This is a genomic window from Ochrobactrum sp. 19YEA23, from assembly GCF_029909865.1.
Taxonomy (GTDB): domain Bacteria; phylum Pseudomonadota; class Alphaproteobacteria; order Rhizobiales; family Rhizobiaceae; genus Brucella; species Brucella gambitense.
Genome location: NZ_JASAMQ010000004.1, coordinates 323,994 through 345,913, shown reverse-complemented (window position 1 = coordinate 345,913; position 21,920 = coordinate 323,994). Strand labels below are relative to the sequence as shown.

Sequence of the window (21,920 nt, the reverse complement as noted above, 5' to 3'; positions counted from 1 at the left end):
CCATGTCGAATTTCTTCATCAACCGGCCCAATTTCGCTTGGGTTATCGCGATCGTCATCATGCTTGGCGGTTTGCTGGCCCTCAATTCCCTGTCCATCTCGCAATATCCGCAGATTGCGCCGACGACGGTGCGCATCAGCGCCACCTATGCGGGTGCGGATGCCGAAACGGTCGAAAATTCGGTCACCAAGGTGATCGAGCAAGGCATGACCGGCATCGATAATCTGGACTATATGACGGCCAACTCGACCTCGACCGGCTCGGCAACAATCACGCTGACCTTCACCAGCGCCGCCGATCCCGACGTGGCGCAGATGCAGGTTCAGAACAAGCTGCAGCTCGTCCAGTCACAGCTGCCGGAAATCGTGCAGAGCACCGGGATCACGGTCAGCAAGTCGTCCGATAGCTTTTTGATGGTCATCGGCTTTGTTTCGACCGATGAGAAGCTGACGGCGAACGATCTCGCTGATTATATTGACAGCACGCTCAACGATACGCTGAAGCGCGTTGAAGGCGTTGGCGATACCCGCATTTTCGGTGCCGGTTACGCCATGCGTATCTGGTTGGATCCCGACAAGCTCACGAAATACGCGCTCATGCCGAGTGATGTTACCGCAGCCATCGAAGCGCAGAACACGCAGGTTTCGGCAGGTCAGCTCGGTGCGATACCCGCTCAACAAGGCCAGCAGCTTAATGCGACTGTGACAGCCCAGAGCCGCCTTCAGACGCCGGAACAGTTCCGCAATATCATTCTGAAGAGCACCACCGATGGCTCTCTGGTGCGGCTGAACGATGTGGCCCGCGTGGAACTGGGTTCGGAAAGCTATACGAGTAAATCCAGCTATAACGGCATGCCTTCGGGCGCCATCGGCATTTATCTTGCCACCGGCGCCAATGCGATCAGCACCGCCGAAGGTGTGCAGGCGGCCATCGGCAATCTGCAAGAGACGCTCCCGGCGGGTGTGGAGGTCGTTTATCCTTATGACACGACGCCATTCGTGCGTCTGTCCATCGAGGAAGTGATCAAGACGCTCGTTGAAGCAATTGTTCTCGTCTTCGTCGTGATGCTGGTGTTCCTCCAGAACATCCGCGCGACGCTTATCCCGACACTGGCCGTTCCGGTGGTTCTGCTTGGCACTTTCGGGGTGCTGGCGATCTTCGGCTATTCCGTCAATACGCTGACCATGTTCGCCATGGTGCTGGCCATCGGCCTTCTGGTGGATGACGCGATTGTCGTTGTGGAAAACGTCGAGCGCGTGATGGAGGAGGAGGGGCTTCCACCAAGAGAAGCCACGATCAAATCCATGGGCGAGATCACCGGCGCACTGATCGGTATCGCGACGGTTCTCTCTGCCGTGTTTATCCCGATGGCCTTCTTCGGAGGCTCGGTCGGCGTAATCTATCGCCAGTTTTCGGTAACCATCGTATCGGCGATGATCCTGTCGGTGGTGGTCGCGCTGATCCTGACACCGGCACTATGCGCCACGCTTTTGAAGCCGGTTCATGGTCATGCGAAACAGCGCGGAATTTCGGGCTGGTTCAATCGTGGTTTCGACCGCACGACGAACGCCTATCGCAGCGGCGTCAGTGGCATTCTCTCACGTTCGGCGCGCTTCCTGGTGATCTTCGTTTTGATCGTCATCGCTATGGGCTGGCTGTTCAACCGGTTGCCAAGCTCGTTCCTGCCGGAAGAAGATCAGGGCACGCTCATGACCAGCGTTCAGCTCCCCGTGGGCGCGACACAGGACCGTACCGAGCGCGTCATGAAGCAGGTGACGGATTTCTATCTCAATCAGGAGAAGGATGCCGTCGAAGGCGTCATGAGCGTCATCGGCTTCGGCTATGGCGGGCAGGGACAGAATGTCGGTCTTGCCTTTGTGCGCCTGAAAGATTTCGAAACGCGCAAGACCGCCGATCTCTCGGCAAGCGCCGTTGCCGCACGCGCCATGAAATACTTCTCGACAATCCGCGACGGCAAGGTCTTTGCGCTTGCGCCACCAGCCATCCAGGGTATGGGCAATTCGAGCGGTTTCGATTTCTTCCTTCAGGACGTCAATGGCGCAGGCCATGCCAAGCTGATCGAGGCACGCAATCAGTTGCTGGGGCTTGCCGGCAAGAGCAGTCTACTGTCTGGCACCCGACCGAACGGGCAGGAAGATTCACCGGAATTCGGCATCAATATCGATCAGGAAAAAGCGAGTGCGCTCGGTGTTTCGCTGGCCGATATCAACAGCACGCTCTCCACCGCCTGGGGTAGCGCCTATGTCAACGATTTCATCGACCGGGGACGCATCAAGCCGGTCTATATCCAGGGTGACAGCGCGTTCCGCATGCAGCCGGAAGATCTGGCCAAGTGGCAGGTTCGCAATTCGGCTGGAACCATGGTGCCGTTCTCGGCCTTCGCGACTGGTTACTGGAAATACGGTTCGCCCCGACTGGAGCGCTATAACGGTTCGTCCGCTGTGGAAATTCAGGGTGCTGCCGCTGAAGGTGTCAGCTCTGGCGTCGCCATGGATGAAATCGACAATCTGATGAAGCAATTGCCTTCAGGCTTTGCGCATGAATGGACCGGGCTTTCCTATCAGGAACAGTTGTCCGGCAATCAGGCCGCCTCGCTCTATGCAATCTCGGTTCTGGTGGTCTTCCTGTGCCTCGTGGCGCTCTATGAAAGCTGGTCGATCCCGTTTGCGGTCATGCTGTCAGTGCCAATCGGCATCTTCGGCGCTTTGCTTGGGGCGACGCTATTCGGCCAAAGCAACGACGTTTATTTCAAGGTCGGCCTTCTGACGACCATCGGGCTTGCCGCCAAAAACGCCATTCTGATCGTTGAATTTGCGATAGAGCGGCAAGCGGCCGGTATGGGGCTGGTTGAGGCGACATTGGAAGCCTCAAAACAGCGCCTGCGACCAATCCTGATGACATCCTTCGCCTTCATTCTGGGGGTCACGCCACTGGCCATTGCAAGTGGCGCCGGGTCCGGTGCGCAGAACGCAATTGGTATCGGCGTTATGGGTGGGATGATCGCTGCAACCGTGATAGGTGTCTTCCTTGTTCCGCTGCTCTTCGTGACCGTTCGACGCGTGTTCAAGGGCAAATCCAGTCAAACTCAATCGGTGTCGCCGCAGACGCAGACGGAAACAAACCATGTCGACAAGTGATCTTACCCGCGTTGCAGCGACTTTTGACCATAAGCCCTGCACCAGACAGGATCAGCGTGTCCGCCGCTATCTGAAGGTATTGGGAACCTTGTGCCTCGTCGCCACCGTCAGTGGTTGTGTGGTCGGGCCGGATTATCAGTCGCCCTTGATCAACATGCCTTCCAGCTGGGGCAACAAGAAACAGCAAAAGCCGGCAAAACCGGCGGAGCTGGCCGAATGGTGGAAGCGGCTCAACGATCCATTGCTTGATGCTTTTGTGGAAGAAGCGGTTGCGGGCAATCTGGACGTTGCGACGGCCAAGGCGCGTGTGCGTGAAGCGCGTGCAACCTATCGCCAGTCGGTCGGTACATTGCTGCCATCGCTCGACGGTTCTGCTTCGGCGACCCGCAGCCGGACCGGCTCGTCCGTGAGCGGCACTGCCAGCACCAGCAACCAGTTCCAGGGCGGGTTGGATGCAAGCTGGGAAATCGATCTGTTCGGCGCCAACCACCGGTCGGTGGAGGCCGCCAAATACGGCATGGACGCCTCCGAGGAAGACCTGCGCAACACGCTCGTTACGCTGATCGGCGATGTAACGACGAACTATGTCGAAGCACGCGGCTATCAGGCCCGTATTGCGTTGGCCCGGCGCACCGCCGCCTCGCAGCGTGAGACGGCAACGCTGACGCGCAACAAGTTTGAGGCGGGCGCTTCGTCGGCGGTCGATCTCTCCAATGCGTCGGGTCAGGCCGCGTCGACGGAAGCGAATATTCCCGATCTTGAAGCCGCCTATGCAGCTTCCGTGCATCGCCTGTCCGTGCTGACCGGTCGTGCGCCCGCGGCGCTTGCCGAACGCATGAAGAAGGTCAAGGCGATCCCCAAGCCGAAGCTGCCCATGCCCACCGGCATTCCGGCAGATATTCTGCTGTCCCGCCCGGATGTGCGGTTGGCCGAACGTCAATACGCTCAATACACAGCCAAGGTCGGTCAGGCGGAAGCTGCCCGTTATCCGGGCCTCAGCCTCACCGGTGACATTGCAACATCGGCCACCAAGATCGGCGATCTCGGAAAAAGCTCGTCGATCAGCTGGTCATTCGGCCCAACCCTCTCGGTGCCGATCTTCAATGGCGGTCAGCTGAAGGCAGCCGTGGAGCTGGCGGAAGCGCAGCGCGACCAGTATTTCATCGCCTACCGCTCTTCGATCCTGACCGGGCTGGAAGAAGTCGAAAACGCCATCGTGTCGCTGGCGCAGGAGCGCATCAAGTCTTCAAAGCTTGCAACCTCTGCTGGCCATTATCGCGAAGCGGCGTCGCTGGGACGTTCACTCTATCAGTCGGGAACGCAGAGCTTCCTCGATCTTCTGGAAGCGCAGCGTTCGCTCTATTCGGCAGAGGATTCGCTGATTGCCAGCCAGGTTCTGATCACGACCGATTATATCGCGCTCAATAAGGCGCTTGGCGGCGGCTGGAGCGGTGCTATCGAAGTCTCCAAACCGGAAGTAGTGGATGTGAATACGGGTCCGCGTCTTCCGAAGAGAAAAGCGGTGGCAGCAGCCGCCAACAACTAAACGTAAATCCGGTCATCCGGCCCCTTCACCCGGATTGGCGATCTTATTCCGGCATCTGCTTTCAGCCTCACAACTGAGCCTAAGCAGATGCCGGAGTTGAAAAGATTGCTGGCAATTACAGATTTTTAGTGGATTTTTCGAATCCGACGCTTGATCATACGGGCCTCTCTGGCCGGTTTTTGAGGTCACGTTCAATCCACGAGCAGATGCAAGGTTCCCTGAATGCGCTTTAAACGTCTCGTCGTCACGATCGCAGCCATTATCGCTGTGGCCGTATGCGGATATTTTTACTGGCGCAGCCAATCAGGATCACAATCGCAGTCGATCATGACGGTTGCTGCGGCGCGTAGCGACATTGAGGTCACGGTGCTGGCCACGGGAACCGTCAAGCCGGTCCGTCTGGTTGCTGTCGGTGCGCAGGCATCGGGTCGCATCACGTCGGTGAAAGTCAAGCTCGGACAGACCGTCAAGACGAATGATCTCATTGCCGAGATCGACTCCACGACGCAGAAAAATGATCTGCGGACGTCCGAGGCGTCGCTTGCCAACATGCAGGCACAGCTCAAGGAAAAGCAGGCGACGCTGGTATTGAACCAGCAGACTCTGACACGCCAGAAATCCATGCTGGCCAAACATGCCGTATCGCAGGCCGATTACGATACAGCTGCCGCCGATCTGAATGTCACACAGGCGCAGATTGAATCGATCAAGGCCCAGATCAAGGAAGCCGAAGTCGCAGTCGAGACTGCCAGAGCCAATCTCGGCTATACGCAGATCACCGCGCCGATTGAGGGAACCGTTCTTTCCATCGTCAGCCAGGAAGGCCAGACGGTCAACGCAACACAATCCGCGCCGACCATCGTCATTCTCGGCCAGCTCGACCGCATGACGGTTTATACGGAAATTTCCGAAGCCGATATCGTCCGGGTCAAGCCGGGCCTGCCGCTTTATTTCACGGTGCTTGGCGATCAGGATCGTCGCTATGAGGCGAAGCTGGAATCGGTGGAACCGGCGCCGGAATCGATCAAGAGCGACAGCAGTTTCAGTTCTTCAAGCTCGACGTCGTCTTCATCATCGGGCAGCACCTCGTCGGAAGCGATCTATTACAACGGCCTTTTCACTGTTCCGAATGACGACGGGCATCTGCGCACCTATATGACGGCGGAAGTCCATATCGTTCTTGGTCAGGAAAAGAACGCCCTGACCATTCCATCATCTGCGTTGGGCGCGCCCGATGCGGATGGCCGCTACACGGTGCGGGTGGTGGATGACAAGGGCGAGATTACACGCAAAAAGATTGAGATCGGCTTGAACAACAAGGTGATGGTTCAGGTGAAATCCGGTCTAGATGAAGGTGATCGCGTCATCAGTGGCGAATTGGCGGCAGGTTCCGCAGCGGGCTCCGGTTCGGGCGGTCGTCGCGGCCCGCCGATGGGTTTCTGAACATGACGGAACCGTTGATCCGTCTCAGAAAAGTCCGGCGGGAATATCCGTCGGGTGACAGCTCTATCGCGGTCCTCAAAGACATCGACCTCACCATCGAAGCTGGCGAGATGGTGGCGATTGTCGGTGCGTCGGGGTCGGGCAAGTCCACGCTGATGAATATTCTCGGCTGTCTGGACCGTCCCACTTCCGGCAGCTACGAAATCAACGGGCGGGAAACCTCATCCATGGATGTGGATGAGCTGGCCGCGTTGAGGCGCGAGCATTTCGGCTTCATTTTCCAGCGTTATCATCTGCTGCCCGAGTTGACGGCAGTCGGCAATGTCGAGATTCCGGCAATCTATGCCGGGATTGATCCGTCGACGCGTTACAAGCGCGCTGCATCCTTGCTCACGCGACTTGGCATGGGCGACCGGCTGCATCACCGTCCGGGCCAGCTTTCCGGCGGGCAGCAGCAGCGTGTATCGATTGCGCGGGCGCTGATGAACGATGCCAACCTCATTCTGGCCGATGAGCCGACAGGCGCTCTCGACAAGCACAGCGGTGAAGAGGTGCTGCGCATTCTGGGCGAGTTGCATGCCGAGGGGCGCACGGTCATCATCGTCACCCACGATATGTCGATTGCCAGCAAGGCAGAGCGCATCATCGAGATCAGCGATGGCGAGATCATCGCCGACCGTCCGGTAGAAAAGACAGAGATTGTCGAAAGCACCGTCAATACCGACGACGCAGTGTCAGCCCGCAAGCGTACATTGTCACTCTACGGGTTGATGGGGTCTATCCGCGAAGCCTTTCTGATGGCCTTGCTTTCAATGCGGGCGCACAAGCTGCGCACTTTCCTGACCATGCTTGGCATCATCATCGGCATCGCTTCGGTCGTCAGCGTGGTGGCGCTTGGGCGCGGCTCGCAGGAGCGAGTGCTGGCCAATATTTCCAGTCTTGGCACCAACACGCTGGAGATTTTCGCGGGTAAGGATTTCGGTGATGTGCGATCAGGTAAAATCACCACGCTGGTGGTTTCCGACGCGATAGAACTATCCAAACAACCCTATGTTGCCGCCGCAACGCCAACCGTCTCGACGAGCAGCACTGTGCGTTTCGGCTCGCAGGAGTCCAATGCGCTGGTAAACGGCGTCAGCGAGCAGTATTTTGTCGCCAAGGGCAGCAAGATTGCCGATGGGCAATTCTTCGACCGCGAGAGCGTGCGGACCACGGCACCGGATGTTGTGATCGACCAGAACACCAAGAACGCTCTGTTTGCCGATATCAATCCGGTCGGGCAGGTGCTGCTGATCGGCAATGTTCCGGCACGCATTGTCGGCGTGATGGAGCCGCAGCAGGGCGGGTTTGGCTCGAACCAGAACCTGTCGCTTTATCTGCCATATACGACCGTTCAGGCACGGTTTCTGGGCAGTAATTCACTGCGCAGCATCACCTTGCAGGTCAAGGACGGGATTGATACGGCACTGGCCGAACAGTCGGTTACCGAGTTTCTGCTACAGCGTCATGGAACCAAGGATTTCTATATCCTGAACACAGACGACATTCGCAAGACGATCACCAGCACGACCCAGACACTGACGCTTCTGGTGGCGGCAATTGCCATTATCTCGCTGATTGTCGGCGGCATCGGGGTGATGAATATTATGCTCGTCACCGTCTCCGAGCGTGTTTCGGAAATCGGAGTGCGCATGGCGGTCGGCGGTCGACAGAGCGATATTTTGCAGCAGTTTCTGATCGAGGCCGTGCTCGTCTGCCTGATCGGCGGTGTTCTGGGTATTCTGACTGCGCTTGGCTTCGGTTTGCTGTTCAGCCTGATCAGCTCGAATTTCAGCCTGATCTATTCGACTACGTCGATTGTCGCGGCCTTCCTGTGTTCGACGCTGATCGGTGTCGTGTTCGGCTATCTCCCGGCGCGAAACGCTTCACAGCTCGATCCGGTGATTGCGCTTTCCAAGGGGTAAACGCCGCCAGAAGGCGGCGCTTTATCAGCTATTCAGGCGTTGAGCGTCGTGACGATCAGTTCATGATCGGAAATCGCTGCGCCGTCCTTGTCGATGGCCGCGATGGTTTGCGGTTCTTGTGCCGTGAAACCACGCGTGAAAATCCAGTCCAGCCGGGCGAAAGGCGGTTGTGGCGTTCCATCCGGGCGGATGCGCTGCGTCTGCGCAAAATCGTTGGCCGCTTCCCAGTCATATCCCTTTTGCGCGAGCGCATCGAACAACGGTTCGAACCGGCCCGGGTCGCGGGTTCCGTCCGGCAGGGCATTGGTGTTGAAATCGCCGCCGATTACGACCGGCAGATCTCCCGCCAGCGTGTCGATCGCATCAAGCAGACGGATAGTCTGACGTGCACGGTCTTCCGCGTCGCTCTTGCTTTCGAGATGCGCCGCGACGGCAATAATTGGTCCGTTCGCGGTCTGTATACGCGTGGCAATAGCCATACGGCTGCCGAAGCGACCCTGGCCGTCGGTTTCATCGGTCCACCAGACCCCACCATCGTCCAGACGAATGAGTGCGGCGTCGAGCAAAGGCAGGCGGCTCAGCACCGCATTGCCGTGAAAGCCGATGGAGTTCGTCTCGTGTTTGTGCCACACGCGTTCGCGCGGATCGCCGAGGCCCATTTCCACAAACTCGACGCCATAGGCGTAGGACATGCCAAGATCACGGGCGAGATCGGCCACCGTATGACGGTTGCCGGAACGGGCCATGCCGATATCGGCTTCCGTTAGCAACACGATATCGGGCTGGTGCGCGGCAAGAAGTGCAACGGAACCGGTGTGGTATTTGAGGCGCTCGGCATTCCATGCCGCGATGGAGAGCGAGGCGGTCTTGTCTGTTGGCGCTGTGGCGTCATGCAGGCGGATCTCAACGGATGACAATGAGGGAAGCTGAGCGATCAGCCGGTCATGTTCTTCCATCGTCGGCGCTGCCTGTCGCGCATCGTCCCAAAAGGAGGATGTCGGCACCTCAAGCGCTTCAACGGGTTGTGTCACGATGGACCGATTATCGCCCGCGCGGGTCGGAAAAAGCGGTTCCGTGAATGGAGATTGATGGTTCATCGCTGTTCTCACGCAAATGTGGTGGTCTTGGCTACGGCAGAGCTGTTGGCGGCGGTGTCGATCATTGCGCCGGTTTCAGCCGAATAGAGGTGGATCGCCTGCGGATCAATCTCGATACCCACCCGTTCACCGGTTTTGAGATCGGCTGCTTCGGTCAGTGCGATGGCAAAGAGCGTCCCGTCGAGATCGGCATGGACCACGCGGCTCGCACCCAGTTCTTCGACAAAGTCGGTGGTGGCTATCAATGCACCCGGTTTTTCGGGCGAGACGAGGCGTGTCGATTCGGCACGAATTCCAAGCACCACGCGTTGTCCTGCCAGCATATTCACTTTCGCAGGTGGTACGGCAACCGACTGTCCGCCATTGAGAACGAGTACGCCGTTCTCGCCAACTTTGCCTTCCAGCAGATTCATTGACGGCGTGCCGACGAAATTGGCCACAAAGCGACTTGCTGGCCGATGATAGACCTCGGCAGGCGTGCCCACCTGTTCTACCTTGCCGGCATTCATGACGATGATCCTGTCGGCAAGCGTCATGGCTTCATGCTGATCATGTGTCACGAAAATCGACGTCGCACCGAGCTTCCGGTGCAGCCTGCGAATTTCGGAACGCATCGCGATACGCAGTTTCGCGTCAAGATTGGAGAGCGGTTCGTCGAACAGGAAGACCTTGGGTTCGCGGATCATGGCGCGGCCCATGGCAACACGCTGGCGTTGTCCGCCTGACAAAGCGGCAGGCCGCCGGTCCAGAAAGGCTTCCAGTCCAAGGGTCTTTGCCACATCGGCGATACGCTGATTGCGCTCGGCCTTTGAAACACCGGAAACCTTGAGCGCATAGCCGATGTTCTGCGCCACGGTCATGTGGGGGTAGAGGGCGTAGTTCTGAAAAACCATGGCGCAACCGCGTGCGCGGGGCTCCATCTGATTGACGACCGTGCCGTCAATCGCGATTTCACCGCCGGTAATTTCTTCCAGCCCGGCGACCATGCGCAGAAGCGTGGATTTTCCGCACCCTGACGGCCCGAGAATAACGATGAATTCTCCGGATTTGATTTCGAGGTCGACGCCGTGAACGACTGCGTTTTTGCCGTAGCTCTTCTTTACGCCGCGAATGGAGATCGGTGCCAAGAGAGTATCCTTTATTTCTCGGTGGAGATAAGGCCGCGCACGAACCAGCGTTGCATCAGAATGACGAGGATCAGCGGTGGCGACATGATGATGAGAGTTCCGGCCATGGCGACATTCCAGTCGGGCAGGCCGAATTCGGAGGGAATAAGTGTCTTGAGCTGCGTGACTGCGATGCCGAATTTAGGATCGGTGGTGATCAGCAGCGGCCAGAGATATTGGTTCCATGCCCAGACGAACATGATCGTGAAAAGCGCGATCATATTGGGCCGCGACAGGGGCAGCAGCACATCCTTGAAAAAACGGATCGCGCCTGCACCGTCCATCTTGGTTGCTTCTGCAAGTTCATCAGGAACAGTGAGATAAAACTGGCGATAGAGGAATGTGCCGGTTGCCGTTGCGACAAGCGGAAGGACAAGGCCGGTATAGGAGTTCAACAGCCCCCATTCGAGCTTGATTTCGATGCCGAAGATATGCGCGAACAACCATGAAATGCCGGAATAGTCGAAGATTGTCTGGAATGGCTGCAAGGCGTTGGCTGCAATCGAGTAGGTGGGCACGATGCGCACTTCCAGCGGCAGCATCAACGTTATGAAGATGATCCAGAAGATGAACTGGCGTCCGCGAAAGCGAAAATAGACAATCGAAAAAGCTGCCATGGCTGAAAGGATCACTTTTCCCGCCGCGACAGCGGCGGCAAAAATGAGGCTGTTGAGCAGCTTGGTGCCGAGATCCGCACGTGCCCATGCGGTCTGGATGTTTTCCCAGAAATGGGTGCTCGGCGTCAGCGGCATAGGCACTGTGTTGACGGCTGCGATGTCGAGCGTCGATGCAATGATGACGATTGCGAATGGCAGCAGCGCGATGATGAGCCCGAGCACCAGAATCGCGTAGCAGATGAAATTGAAGACGGGGGTGCGTTCGATCATGATCCTGACCTCACTTGTAATGCACGCGCCGCTCGATGAAGCGGAACTGGACGATGGTGAGCAGGATGACGAGCAGCATGAGGATGATCGACTGTGCCGCAGCACCGGAATAATCGAGGCCTTTGAAACCGTCGAAATAGATCTTGTAGACCATCAGTTCCGTGGCGCGGGCCGGACCGCCCTGAGTCAGAACATCGACGATGCCGAAGGAATCCTGAAAGCTCTCGGTGATGTTGATCACCAATAGGAAGAACAGGGTTGGTGTCAGCAAGGGAAGCTGAATATCCCAGATGCGGCGCATCGGGCCCGAACCGTCCATGGCGGCGGCTTCGATGAGCGGGCGCGGAATGCCCTGAAGCGCTGACAGGAAGAAGATGAAATTATAGCCGATATATTTCCATGAAAAGGCGACGATGACGGCGATCATCGCATCCTTGCCGTCGAGGGCAGGGTTCCATAAACCGGGCCATACCTGGTTGATGACCGAAAGAAGTCCCGCTTCGGGAGCCAGAATAAAACGGAATGCCAGTCCAAGAGCAGGAGCTGCAATGGCGTAGGGCCAGATGAAAACCGAGCGATAGAGTTTGTTGCCGCGCAGCTCACGGTCGGTGATCAGGGCCAGAACCAGCGCGATGCCCATAGCAATAGACGTCGAGGCGAGACCGAAAATCAGGCTGCGAGAAATCGCGCCCCAATAGATCGGGTCTTGCAGCAATTGCATGAAATTATCGAAGCCCACCCAGACATTGCCGCCGCCCCATGGCTGCTCCAGCGTGAAGGCCCAGTAAAGTGCCTGTGCGCTTGGCCAATAGAAGAAGACAAAGATCAAAAGCAGCATCGGCAATACGAATAGAAGGCCGATTGTCGTGGAGGAAAAAGTGACGCGCTTTTCCATGGAAGGTCATTCGCTTTCCTCGGCGCTTATAAGGCAGCAGCCGAATGATAGTGCATGCAAAGGGACTGATCGGCGCAGAAAGCGCCGATCAGGTTGCGGTTTGAACGATCAGGGAAGCTGTGCGCCCTTATAGGTACGTTCAAAACGGCGGAGGATCTGGTTGCTGCGTTCTGCCGATGCATCCAGCGATGCCTGAACGTCTTCATTGTTGATGAAGATGGCCTGTAGGCCGTTGGCGATTTCCTGACGAATCTGCAGAAGGCCGCCGAGACGGATGCCATGCGGTGCCGGGTCACTGGCAGGCGAGGCGGTCAGGCTCTTGATGGCGAGTTCACGACCGGCATAAGGCGCCTTGTCATAGAAACCCTGCTTCTGGAGATATTCGAAGCCTGAATTACGCACTGGAATATAGCCGGTAACGGTCGACCAGGTGAGGGCTTCCTCAGGCTTGGCGATGAAGTCGAAGAAGGCTGCGGCAGCCTTGTATTCGGCTTCCGACTTGCCCTTCAACGTCCAGAGCGAAGCGCCGCCAACGAAGGAACTCTTGCGTTCGGTGCCTTCGTAAACCGGAAGCATTGCGACGCCCCAGTTCATGCCTTCCTTGGCGGTGCGACCGATATTGCCGTGGTCGCCGACCGAGGTAAGGATGACCTGGCAGTCACCAGCGGAGAAAGCTTCGATGAAGGTCTGACCGGTAGCCTTGGACTTGATGACGGCTTCGCCGGAATCATACCAGCCCTTCAGTTCCTTGATGAAATTAACCAGCTTGCCCTTGTTGAAGGTCATCTCGGCGTCGAGGCCTTCATAACCATTGCGCTTGGTGGCAATGGGTTCGCCATGCACGGCTTCGAACTGCTCGACGAGCTGCCAGACTTCGTTGTTGGAAATGTCGAAGCCGAACGGGCAGGCGTAACCGGCAGTTTTCAGAGCCTTGAAATCGGCAGCCGCTTCTTCCCAGGTTGCAGGCGCGTGATCCTTGCCGATCTTGGCAAAGGCGTCTTTGTTCCAATAGAGCAAAGCGGTCGAGGAGTTGAAGGGGAACGAATACATTTCACCCTTGGACGTCGCATAATAGCTGGAAATGCCGGAGAAATAATCGTTCCAGTCGACTTTGTAGCCCATATCGGCCATCAGCTTGTTTGCCGGGTAGTAGGCGCCCGACAGCATGATATCGAGCGTGCCTGCATCCGACACCTGCGCGATGGTCGGCTGCTTGCCAGCGCGGAATGCGGCGATCGTGTTCTGTAGCGAGGCATCATAGGTGCCCTGCGTGGTGCAGACGACTTCATAGTCGTTCTGCGACTTGTTGAACCGGTCGCACTGTTCCTCGACGCGCTTGGCGATATCGCCGGAATTGCCGAACCAGAAGTCGATCTTGGTCTTTTCGGCGGCGGCCGGACTTGCGAGGAAAGCGGTAGCGATAACTGCGCCGATAGCGCTGAAAACCTTGGTCTGCATGAGAACCCTCGATATTGAGACGCGCACCTTTTTGAGCGCACGCCCTAATAACGAGTCAAAACAAAGTCATCCAATGAAGTTTATATGAATGTTATTCGACGAATGAATGCTTTGGATGAATGTAATTTTCTGTAAATCAATAATGAAAATTCAGTTTTCCTACATATAAATGTCATAATTGATGAGTGGAGATTTCGATCTATTCCGGCTTCTCTATGAAGCGCCGATTGATAAGCAAAAATTTGCGAATTTCAGCGCGGTTATCCATGAATTTATATTGCAGATAGGATTAGCGAGTCGCTCGTGCAAATTTCTGGACGTCTGATTTGCGCTGTGACGGATCTTTCCACGACCCCGTCCTTGGGTTCTGCGAAACCACCGTGAAAAATTAGCGTTAGTGCAAGAAAATGCACAGGTTGATAGGGGTTTTTGCTAAATCCCTGCAAAATAATGAAAAATTATAAGCTGAAACCTGCTCCTCTTCCTTTAAAAAGGGAGAGAAAGGTTGCGGCGCTCACTGTTCGTCATCTGATTGTAACAGAAGTAGGCGAAGCATCCGGCCATTCCGCAGTTCGTTGGGGGACAACGAGCTTTGGGTTCTGTGTTGAAGAGGGGTAAAAATATGGCGGGTTTGGCTATCGGTGCTGGTGAGAAAATGTCTTGCGCGATGCAGATGCAGCGCATGATGTTGCTCGCATGCGTGAAAGTTGCACGCGGCATGTAGCCGTTTCCGTCATCTGCATGGCCTCTAACGGGCCTGTCTTCTGAACGGCGCTGCCGAGCGAAGACATTGCAGAAATCCTCCAAAAAACGTTCCGGACTGCCGGGGCATTGAAAGTCTGAAACTCCCGTAAAAACGGGGGCTCGATGAGCTTTGGCTAAATTAGAGTGTTGCAGATTTTCAACGGTCGTCTCGGAAGTAACGGTCTGTATCTTAATAGGAAAAAACGCCATTGACTAACGAAACCATCAATGAAAATCGTATTATGCAATCGTAAAAAACGACTCGTAAAAAAATCGAAACTTCAATCAACTTGATCCTGGAGGTCAGAAATGAACATCAAGAGCCTTCTCCTCGGCTCCGCTGCAGCCCTGGTTGCAGCTTCCGGTGCACAGGCCGCCGACGCAATCGTTGCGCCGGAACCTGAAGCAGTTGAATATGTCCGCGTTTGCGATGCTTACGGCGCTGGCTACTTCTACATTCCGGGCACCGAAACCTGCCTGCGCATCAGCGGCTACGTCCGTTATGACGTAAAGGGCGGCGATGACGTCTACACCGGTCTCGACCGTAAGGGCTGGGACAAGGGCGCTCGCTTCACGCTTCGCACCCACACCGCTTCGGAAACCGAACTCGGCACGCTGAAGACCTACACCGAAACCCGCTTCAACTACGGTGCGGCCAACGGTCGTGAAGACGGCGTATACGGCACGACCAGCAGCGATGTTGATTTCCGTATCGGCTACATCCAGCTCGGCGGCTTCCGCGTCGGTATCGACGAATCCGCATTCCACACCTTCACCGGTTACCTCGGCGGCGTCATCAACGATGACGTGATCGCAGCAGGCTCCTACACCACCGGTCAGATCTCGTACACCTATAAGGGTGGCAACGGTTTCTCGGCTATCCTGGCTGTTGAAGAAGGCGGCAAGGGCTATGTCATCGACGGCTACACCCCGCACATCCTCGGCGGTCTGAAGTACGAAGGCGGCTGGGGCTCGATCGCTGGTATTGCAGCTTACGACTCGGTCATCGAAGAGTGGTCTGCAAAGGTTCGCGGCGACGTGAACATCACCGACCGTTTCTCGGTTTGGGTACAGGGCGGTTACGCTTCGGAAGAATCCCCGCTGCAGAACTACGGCCAGTGGGGCGGCGATTGGGCTGTCTGGGGTGGCGCGAAGTTCAAGGCAACCGACAAGGCTGTCTTCAACATTCAGGCTGCACACGACGATTGGGGCAAGACCGCAGCTACGGCTAACGTTGCTTACACGCTCGTTCCTGGCTTCACCATCACCCCGGAAATTTCGTACACCAAGTTCGGTGGCGAATGGCGCGATCGCGTCACCGAGAAGGACGCTTGGGGCGGTATCGTTCGCTTCCAGCGCTCGTTCTAATAACGGGTATGAAGACCGGATATCGGGGTAATGCTCCGATATCCAAACAAGCTTTGGCTAGGTTCATGTGCGCAGAAATGTGTCGGATCGTCTGACGAAGCTTGAAAAGACGGACTGATAATAATGTGACCTCCAGTCCATTGTTATAGGCAGGCGACAGGTCTCTGATCTGTCGCCTGTTTTTTATTGTGAACCTCGCTTCCGCGATTTGAGGCGCGCGTGTCGGGTTGAGCGAAGCTGCTCCCCGATCATCAAACGCTTGATATCCTTCCAGAAAACCACTGTTTCTTCCGGTCTTCACGCACTGATCACATTGGCGTGCCCCTGCGTGAATGGAACTCCCGCGCGGTGCGTTTCCTGTTATAAATTTGTCATGGAGGATCGACCGCGCGTGAACATCATCGTGACAGCACCCAAAGCCGACGGAACAGTGGCGCAAACCGGTTTGAGCAATCTTCAGGTCGAAGTTGCCCATAAGATGCTGACCCTGATCACCAAGGAGCGCTGGCAGATCGGCGACCGCATTTCCGACGCTGCAATTGCACGCGAGCTGCACGTTTCCCGTTCGCCCGTCCGACAGGTCCTGCATCTTCTGGTGCAGCGGGGAATTGTGGCGCAGGCGCCGAACCGTGGTTATCTGCTGCAGCGCTTTCCCGAACATGACGAGCTTTCCAACGAGATTTTGCCGCCGTCTGATTTGGAAGACCTCTATCACAGGCTGATGACCGCCCGCGCTTCCGGTGCGGTGGGTCTCGAAATTTCCGAAGCCGCCCTTGCCGATCAGTTCGAAGTAACGCGCGGTACGGTTCGCCGCACATTGATGCGCTTTGCCGCCGAAGGGCTGGCTGAGCGTCTGCCCGGCTATGGCTGGCGTTTTGCGGAAGCGCTCGATAACGAACATGCCGTCCATGAAAGCGATTCTTTCCGGATGGTCATTGAATGCGGTGCGCTGACGCAAGCCGATTACAGCCCGGTGCTGTCGGAGCTTCACGAACTGAAAAAGACGCAGATCGAGATACTCGAACGCTCGATATCCGATTTCCCGGACGGCTACTGGTTTGACGTCAATGCGAATTTCCATGAAACACTGGTGTCATGGGCGAATAACCGGTTTCTCACCCAGACTATCCGCTGGCAGAACCATTTGCGGCGGTTGACGGAATCCTGCGAGTTTGATCGTCTGTGCGACGCGCGCATTCACCAGGCCTGCACGGATCATCTGGAAATTCTTCAGGCCATTGAAGCCGGGGATTTCGAGTTTGCAGCCGCGCTGTTGAAACGGCACATCGCCCGTCCGTCCCACGACGGCGTATAACAGCTCACCGCAACAGGTTCTGGATTAAGAAAAAGACCGGGATCTGAAGCGATCCCGGTCTTTCTTTTGTTTTAGATTTTTGCGGCCTGCACAAAGCGCGGGTCGAATGTCTGCGCGAATGAAATATCCGCGTTGGCAAGTTCCGGATCGAGCGCCTTCAGCATTTCATAGAGGCTCTTGAAACCGTCTTCCGCGATCAGACCTTTTTCGGAATACATGGCGCGGGATTTCTCAAAGCCGGTTTTGTAGAGATCACGGTCGCCGAGCAGATATTCCTCCGGCACGGCATCGGCAACTTCGTCTGCGGACGCCTTGTGAATCCAGTCCAGCGATTTGACGAAAGCATTGACGACGCGCTGCGTGGTGATCGGGTTTGCATCAATGAAGCTTTGCTGCACATAGACAGTTGCGGCCGGATTGGTGCCGCCAAACAGCTGTCGCGTGCCTTCCTCGGTGCGGGTGTCGATCAGCAAGGTGATATCGCCATCGACTTCAAGACGGGTGATCACCGGGTCGAGATGGACCAGAGCGGCGATTTCGCCCTTCTTGATGGCTGCAACCGCGCTCGCACCGCCGCCAACGCCGATGATGGAGGCCGCGTCTTCCGACAGGCCATTTTTCATCAGCGCATATTGCAGGAATAGCGAGGTCGAGGAGCCCGGCGCCGTCACGCCGACATTCTGGCCTTTCAGGTCAGCGATGGTCTTGATCTCGCCTGCGAGGTCCTTGCGCACGCCGATGCAGATGCCGGGGAAGCGGCCAAGCTCGCAGATGGCCTTGATGTCGTGGCCCTTGTTCTGCATGCGGATCGTGTGCTCGTAAGCGCCGGTCACAACATCCACCGAACCGCCGATCAGGGCTTGCAGCGACTTTGCGCCACCGCCGAAATCGTTGATGGTTGCTTTCAGACCCTGTTCTTCAAAGAAGCCTTTACGTTCGGCAATTGTCAGCGGCAGGTAGTAAAACAGCGGCTTGCCGCCGACGCCGAACATCAGCTCGGGCTTTTCAGGCGTTGCCGATGCATCCTGCGCATAGGCTGGCAGACGGGAAGCAATGCCCGCCAGTCCGAGAGCTGCAGCGCCCAGTAGGGCGTCTCTGCGAGTAATCTTCATGATTTTCCTCCTGAATAAATTCACGCGCCTTTATGCGTTGTGGGTTGCCGCCTTCGGACGCCAGACAAGCAAGCGTTCCTCGATGATGGTAACGCCCCAGTCGATGATCAGAACGAAGACGGTCAGCACGAGCATTCCGGCAAAAACGCCGGTGACGTCGAACACACCTTCGGCCTGATGAATGAGATAGCCAAGTCCGGCGGACGAGCCGAGATACTCGCCCACCACTGCACCAACGACGGCAAAGCCGACGGCGGTATGAAGGCTCGAGAACATCCACGACAAGGCCGATGGCAGATAGACATTTCGCAGCAATTGCCGCTCGTTCATGCCGAGCATGCGGGCATTGGAAAGCACGGTCTGGTTCACTTCCTTCACGCCCTGATAGACATTGAAGAAGACAATGAAGAAGACCAGCGAAACGCCAAGCGCAACCTTGGACCAGATGCCGAGGCCGAGCCACAGGGCAAAAATCGGTGCAAGAACAACACGCGGCAGGGAGTTTGCGGCCTTCACATAGGGGTCGAAAACAGCCGCCAATATTGGCTTGCGCGCAAACCAGAAGCCGATCAGAACACCGGCGATCGAGCCAATAGCAAAGGCGAGCATGGCTTCGAGGAGTGTGATGCCGAGGTGATACCAGATCGTGCCTTCGGCGAACCATTTATAGATGCGCAAGGCGACATCGCCCGGCGCAGCAAAAAAGAACTTCGCCTTGGCGGGGTTGCCGAAAAGATGTGTGGCGGTGAAGACGTGCCACACGAGGACAATGGCGACAGCGACACTGAGCTGCGCCAGAAACAGCACGGGCTTTTTCATGCGCGTTCTCCGCTGGTCTGCTGATAGCCTTTGAGGACTTCCTCCTTCAGCGCACCCCAGATTTCACGGTGAATTTCGTGGAATTGGTTGTCGAGGCGAATTTCGGAGATTTCGCGGGGGCGTTCGAGCGGAATGCGATACTCCGCCATGATGCGGGCGCGCGGACCGGCAGACATGATGACGACGCGGTCGGCAAGGGCGATGGCTTCCTCAAGATCGTGCGTGACGAACATGACCGCCTTCTTGTCCTGCGACCAGAGATCAAGCAGCAAATCGCCCATGATGACGCGGGTTTGCGCATCCAACGGGCCGAAGGGCTCATCCATCAGCAGATATTTCGGGTTGCGGATCAGCACCTGCGCCAACCCGACGCGCTTGCGCTGGCCGCCGGAAAGCATATGCGGATAGCGATCGCCGAAGCTCGAAAGCCCGACGCGGGCAAGCCATTCCTTGGCCTGTTTGCGAGCCTCGGCCTTTGCCGTGCCTGCAATTTCGAGGCCGATGGCGACATTGTCGAGCACCGTTTTCCAGGGCATCAATGCATCTTGCTGGAAGAGATAACCCGCCTTGCGATTGAGCCCTTGCAGTCGCTGGCCATTGATCTCGACGATGCCTTGCGCTGGCGTCAAAAGACCGGCCACGGCGTTCAGCAAGGTGGATTTTCCGCATCCGGTCGGGCCGACAATGGCGACGAATTCGTTTTCCGCGACCTTGAGATTGCTTTCGGCAACCGCATCAAACCGACCGCCATCGGCCAGCTTGAACGAAATCTGCACATTCTTCAGCTCGATGGCTGTTGTGCCGGGTTCGCTGGATTGGGCGAGCTTCACTTGGGCGTTCATCGTCTTCTCTCCTGGGGAAGCCGACGAGACGCCTTGCCGCAATATTGCATATATTCACTCCTCCGAAGGCGCAGCTTCAACGATGGGGGTTGGGCAAGACGGCCTGAAAAGGGGTGGCCTTGCATGTCGCGAATGAAGCGCGCAAACGTTCAATTCAGCCTTTCCTATACCGGGCATGCAATAAGGCGCAATGGAAAGCTGATCGCGCTTTGCATTATATCTACGCAAATAAGTCTATACGAAACAATATTGCTGCTTGGCAACGCGCCGCAAATTGGCTGCTGTACAAAAGATCAAGCCGTCGGTTTTGCCTTAATTGCATGCTGTCCGGCTGCTCACGCTTGCCCCTCGCGGCGCTATACGCCTATATAACAGACCAGTTCGTACATTTCTAAAACAGCCTAACGATTATGATGGACAGCGCAGTGGAGCTTGCACAGGCCCGCGCGGGACGGAAAAACGATCCCGACAGCACAAAGGAAAACATCCTCGAAGTCGCGACCGAGGAATTCGTTCATTCGGGATTTTCGGGTGCGCGTGTCGATACGATTGCCGAAAAGACCAAGACGTCCAAGCGGATGCTCTATTACTATTTCGACAGCAAGGAAGGCCTCTATCTGGCCGTTCTGGAGCGGGCTTATGCCAAGATCAGGGCGCTGGAAAACCGCCTTCAGCTTCAGGATTTCGAGCCTGAAGAGGCAATGCGCCGATTGATCGAAGCCACGTTCGATCACGACGACGCCAATCCCGATTTCGTTCAGCTGGTCAGCATCGAGAATATCCATCGCGCCGAGCATCTGAAGAATTCCAGTGTTTTCCAGCGCACCAATTCCGGGGTGATCGGGATCATTGCGGGAATTCTGGCGCGCGGTGAAGCAAGCGGTGTTTTCACGCGCAAAGTCGATCCGGTGGACCTGCATCAGATGATCAGCGCCGCCTGTTTCTTCCGGGTTGCCAACCGGCATACATTCGGCGCGCTTTTCGATCGGGATTTGATGGCCGATGAGTACCGGACACGGCATCGCAAGCTGATCGCGGATATGATCCTGGCCTATCTGAAATCGTGAGGCCCAAAATGCGGTCAATGTCGCGCGCTGTGCAAAAATAGTCGTCATGCCAGATTGACCTGACTAACTAGTTCGTACATTTTCTCCATAAAGAAACCTGCCTTGCGATAATGGTGGGACGATAGGGGTGGAGTTTAAATTCCGTGACGGAAACAGTGACGCGGTCGGTTCGCGTGGGCTTGATTGGCAGCGGCATTGGCGCCTCTCGCACTCCAGCCATGCATATGCACGAAGGACGTTTGAACGGTATCGATTACCGCTATGATCGGCTCGATCTGTCGGTGCTGGGCGTAGGCGTGGAAGCGCTGCCTCAACTCGTGGATCAGGCGGAGAAAGACGGCTTTGCCGGGTTAAACATCACCTATCCCTGCAAACAGGCAGCGATTCAGTTCGTCGATGAATTATCGCCTGATGCGGCGGCACTTGGTTCGATCAATACGGTAACATTCAAAAATGGCCGCAGGACGGGCTACAACACCGACTGGTGGGGCTTTGCGCAAGGCTTCCGCCGCGCTTTGCCTGACGCCCAAGTCGACAATGTTGTGCTGATCGGCGCAGGTGGGGCGGGGGTGGCCGTTGCGCATGCACTGGCGACGATGGGCGCGCGAACCGTTCAGGTTTTCGATCTGGATGCTGCCCGAACCGAAACCCTGATTGCGCAACTTGCACCAAGGCACGATGCCTGCCGGTTTGAATCGGGCAAGGATATTGCTGCCGCTCTGGAGACTGCCGACGGATTGGCTCATGCCACGCCGACCGGAATGGCCAAGCATCCAGGCGTACCGCTGGATACGAGCCTTCTGATGCCTCGGCACTGGGTGGCGGATATCGTTTATTTCCCGCTTCAGACCCAGCTTCTTCTCGAAGCGGCAAAGCGCGGATGCGGTGTCGTCAATGGCGGCGGTATGGCCGTCTTTCAGGCGGTTGGTGCGTTTGAATTGTTCACGGGATTGACGCCGAAGATCGATCGCATGATTGAGCATTTCAGCTCTCTTGGCGAAGGCGGCGGCATTTAAAAAACGGCCCGCATGAAGCGGGC

16 protein-coding genes are annotated in these 21,920 nt (G+C 56.7%); 8 read left to right on the top strand and 8 right to left on the bottom strand.

Translation table 11 applies throughout. The features are described from left to right. The first annotated feature begins 2 nt into the window (after window positions 1-2). The 4 genes from QBD01_RS13095 to QBD01_RS13080 all read left to right on the top strand — a co-directional run bounded on the left by QBD01_RS13095 (window position 3) and on the right by QBD01_RS13080 (window position 8,111). Window positions 3-3,158: an efflux RND transporter permease subunit gene (locus tag QBD01_RS13095; protein WP_280993162.1), complete on the top strand. Its 3,156-nt coding sequence runs from the start codon at window positions 3-5 to the stop codon at window positions 3,156-3,158. Next, window positions 3,145-4,704 carry an efflux transporter outer membrane subunit gene (locus tag QBD01_RS13090; protein ID WP_280993161.1) on the top strand — a complete coding sequence of 520 codons (1,560 nt, stop codon included), beginning with the start codon at window positions 3,145-3,147 and terminating at the stop codon, window positions 4,702-4,704. Before QBD01_RS13095 ends, QBD01_RS13090 begins: the two co-directional genes overlap by 14 nt. 222 nt (window positions 4,705-4,926) lie before the next feature. Continuing rightward, window positions 4,927-6,147: an efflux RND transporter periplasmic adaptor subunit gene (locus QBD01_RS13085; protein WP_280993160.1), complete on the top strand. Its 1,221-nt coding sequence runs from the start codon at window positions 4,927-4,929 to the stop codon at window positions 6,145-6,147. 2 nt (window positions 6,148-6,149) lie between these two features. After that, window positions 6,150-8,111, top strand: a complete 1,962-nt coding sequence (locus tag QBD01_RS13080) for a MacB family efflux pump subunit (protein ID WP_280993159.1) — start codon at window positions 6,150-6,152, stop codon at window positions 8,109-8,111. Window positions 8,112-8,143: 32 nt separating this feature from the next. Here QBD01_RS13080 and QBD01_RS13075 read toward each other — a convergent pair whose 3' ends face one another. The 5 genes from QBD01_RS13075 to QBD01_RS13055 all read right to left on the bottom strand — a co-directional run bounded on the left by QBD01_RS13075 (window position 8,144) and on the right by QBD01_RS13055 (window position 13,614). Further along, window positions 8,144-9,208, bottom strand: a complete 1,065-nt coding sequence (locus QBD01_RS13075; protein WP_280993158.1) for an endonuclease/exonuclease/phosphatase family protein — start codon at window positions 9,206-9,208, stop codon at window positions 8,144-8,146. Window positions 9,209-9,216: 8 nt separating this feature from the next. After that, a complete protein-coding gene (gene ugpC / locus QBD01_RS13070) occupies window positions 9,217-10,335 on the bottom strand; it encodes a sn-glycerol-3-phosphate ABC transporter ATP-binding protein UgpC (RefSeq protein ID WP_280993157.1) in 1,119 nt (372 codons plus the stop codon). An 11-nt stretch (window positions 10,336-10,346) separates the two neighbouring features. Then, entirely contained in the window at window positions 10,347-11,261 is a 915-nt protein-coding gene (locus QBD01_RS13065; protein ID WP_182520733.1) for an ABC transporter permease subunit, read from the bottom strand. A gap of 10 nt (window positions 11,262-11,271) precedes the next feature. After that, complete coding sequence (locus QBD01_RS13060) at window positions 11,272-12,156, bottom strand: sugar ABC transporter permease (RefSeq protein ID WP_280993156.1); 885 nt, start codon at window positions 12,154-12,156, stop codon at window positions 11,272-11,274. Window positions 12,157-12,264: 108 nt separating this feature from the next. Further along, window positions 12,265-13,614: an extracellular solute-binding protein gene (locus tag QBD01_RS13055; RefSeq protein ID WP_280993155.1), complete on the bottom strand. Its 1,350-nt coding sequence runs from the start codon at window positions 13,612-13,614 to the stop codon at window positions 12,265-12,267. Window positions 13,615-14,667: 1,053 nt separating this feature from the next. Here QBD01_RS13055 and QBD01_RS13050 point away from each other — a divergent pair. Next, complete coding sequence (locus QBD01_RS13050) at window positions 14,668-15,726, top strand: porin (protein ID WP_280993154.1); 1,059 nt, start codon at window positions 14,668-14,670, stop codon at window positions 15,724-15,726. A gap of 391 nt (window positions 15,727-16,117) precedes the next feature. Next, a complete protein-coding gene (locus tag QBD01_RS13045) occupies window positions 16,118-17,041 on the top strand; it encodes a GntR family transcriptional regulator (RefSeq protein WP_280993153.1) in 924 nt (307 codons plus the stop codon). 71 nt (window positions 17,042-17,112) lie between these two features. Here the strand turns inward: QBD01_RS13045 and QBD01_RS13040 are convergent, their stop codons facing one another. From QBD01_RS13040 to QBD01_RS13030, 3 genes are read right to left on the bottom strand one after another with little or no spacing between them, the layout of a single operon-like run. After that, window positions 17,113-18,153 (bottom strand): ABC transporter substrate-binding protein, encoded by a 1,041-nt coding sequence (locus QBD01_RS13040; protein WP_280993152.1) that lies wholly within the window; start codon window positions 18,151-18,153, stop codon window positions 17,113-17,115. A 30-nt stretch (window positions 18,154-18,183) separates the two neighbouring features. Then, the gene (locus QBD01_RS13035; RefSeq protein WP_078336767.1) at window positions 18,184-18,972 is read right to left on the bottom strand and encodes an ABC transporter permease; all 789 of its coding nucleotides are present in this window, start codon (window positions 18,970-18,972) and stop codon (window positions 18,184-18,186) included. Continuing rightward, the gene (locus QBD01_RS13030; protein ID WP_280993151.1) at window positions 18,969-19,814 is read right to left on the bottom strand and encodes an ABC transporter ATP-binding protein; all 846 of its coding nucleotides are present in this window, start codon (window positions 19,812-19,814) and stop codon (window positions 18,969-18,971) included. Before QBD01_RS13030 ends, QBD01_RS13035 begins: the two co-directional genes overlap by 4 nt. A 413-nt stretch (window positions 19,815-20,227) precedes the next feature. Between QBD01_RS13030 and QBD01_RS13025 the strand changes: the two genes are divergently transcribed. Continuing rightward, window positions 20,228-20,881, top strand: a complete 654-nt coding sequence (locus QBD01_RS13025; RefSeq protein WP_280993297.1) for a TetR/AcrR family transcriptional regulator — start codon at window positions 20,228-20,230, stop codon at window positions 20,879-20,881. 143 nt (window positions 20,882-21,024) lie between these two features. Next, a complete protein-coding gene (locus QBD01_RS13020) occupies window positions 21,025-21,897 on the top strand; it encodes a shikimate dehydrogenase (RefSeq protein ID WP_280993150.1) in 873 nt (290 codons plus the stop codon). The last annotated feature ends 23 nt before the right edge of the window (window positions 21,898-21,920 follow it).

Bases quoted from the DNA above. Each gene is read 5' to 3' on its own strand.
- QBD01_RS13055 (WP_280993155.1), bottom strand. From the start codon at position 13,614: ATGCAGACCAAGGTTTTCAGCGCTATCGGCGCAGTTATCGCTACCGCT.
- QBD01_RS13085 (WP_280993160.1), top strand. From the start codon at position 4,927: ATGCGCTTTAAACGTCTCGTCGTCACGATCGCAGCCATTATCGCTGTG.
- QBD01_RS13065 (WP_182520733.1), bottom strand. From the start codon at position 11,261: ATGATCGAACGCACCCCCGTCTTCAATTTCATCTGCTACGCGATTCTG.
- QBD01_RS13040 (WP_280993152.1), bottom strand. From the start codon at position 18,153: ATGAAGATTACTCGCAGAGACGCCCTACTGGGCGCTGCAGCTCTCGGA.
- QBD01_RS13060 (WP_280993156.1), bottom strand. From the start codon at position 12,156: ATGGAAAAGCGCGTCACTTTTTCCTCCACGACAATCGGCCTTCTATTC.
- QBD01_RS13080 (WP_280993159.1), top strand. From the start codon at position 6,150: ATGACGGAACCGTTGATCCGTCTCAGAAAAGTCCGGCGGGAATATCCG.
- QBD01_RS13075 (WP_280993158.1), bottom strand. From the start codon at position 9,208: ATGAACCATCAATCTCCATTCACGGAACCGCTTTTTCCGACCCGCGCG.
- QBD01_RS13025 (WP_280993297.1), top strand. From the start codon at position 20,228: ATGGACAGCGCAGTGGAGCTTGCACAGGCCCGCGCGGGACGGAAAAAC.
- QBD01_RS13050 (WP_280993154.1), top strand. From the start codon at position 14,668: ATGAACATCAAGAGCCTTCTCCTCGGCTCCGCTGCAGCCCTGGTTGCA.
- QBD01_RS13090 (WP_280993161.1), top strand. From the start codon at position 3,145: ATGTCGACAAGTGATCTTACCCGCGTTGCAGCGACTTTTGACCATAAG.
- QBD01_RS13035 (WP_078336767.1), bottom strand. From the start codon at position 18,972: ATGAAAAAGCCCGTGCTGTTTCTGGCGCAGCTCAGTGTCGCTGTCGCC.
- QBD01_RS13030 (WP_280993151.1), bottom strand. From the start codon at position 19,814: ATGAACGCCCAAGTGAAGCTCGCCCAATCCAGCGAACCCGGCACAACA.
- QBD01_RS13095 (WP_280993162.1), top strand. From the start codon at position 3: ATGTCGAATTTCTTCATCAACCGGCCCAATTTCGCTTGGGTTATCGCG.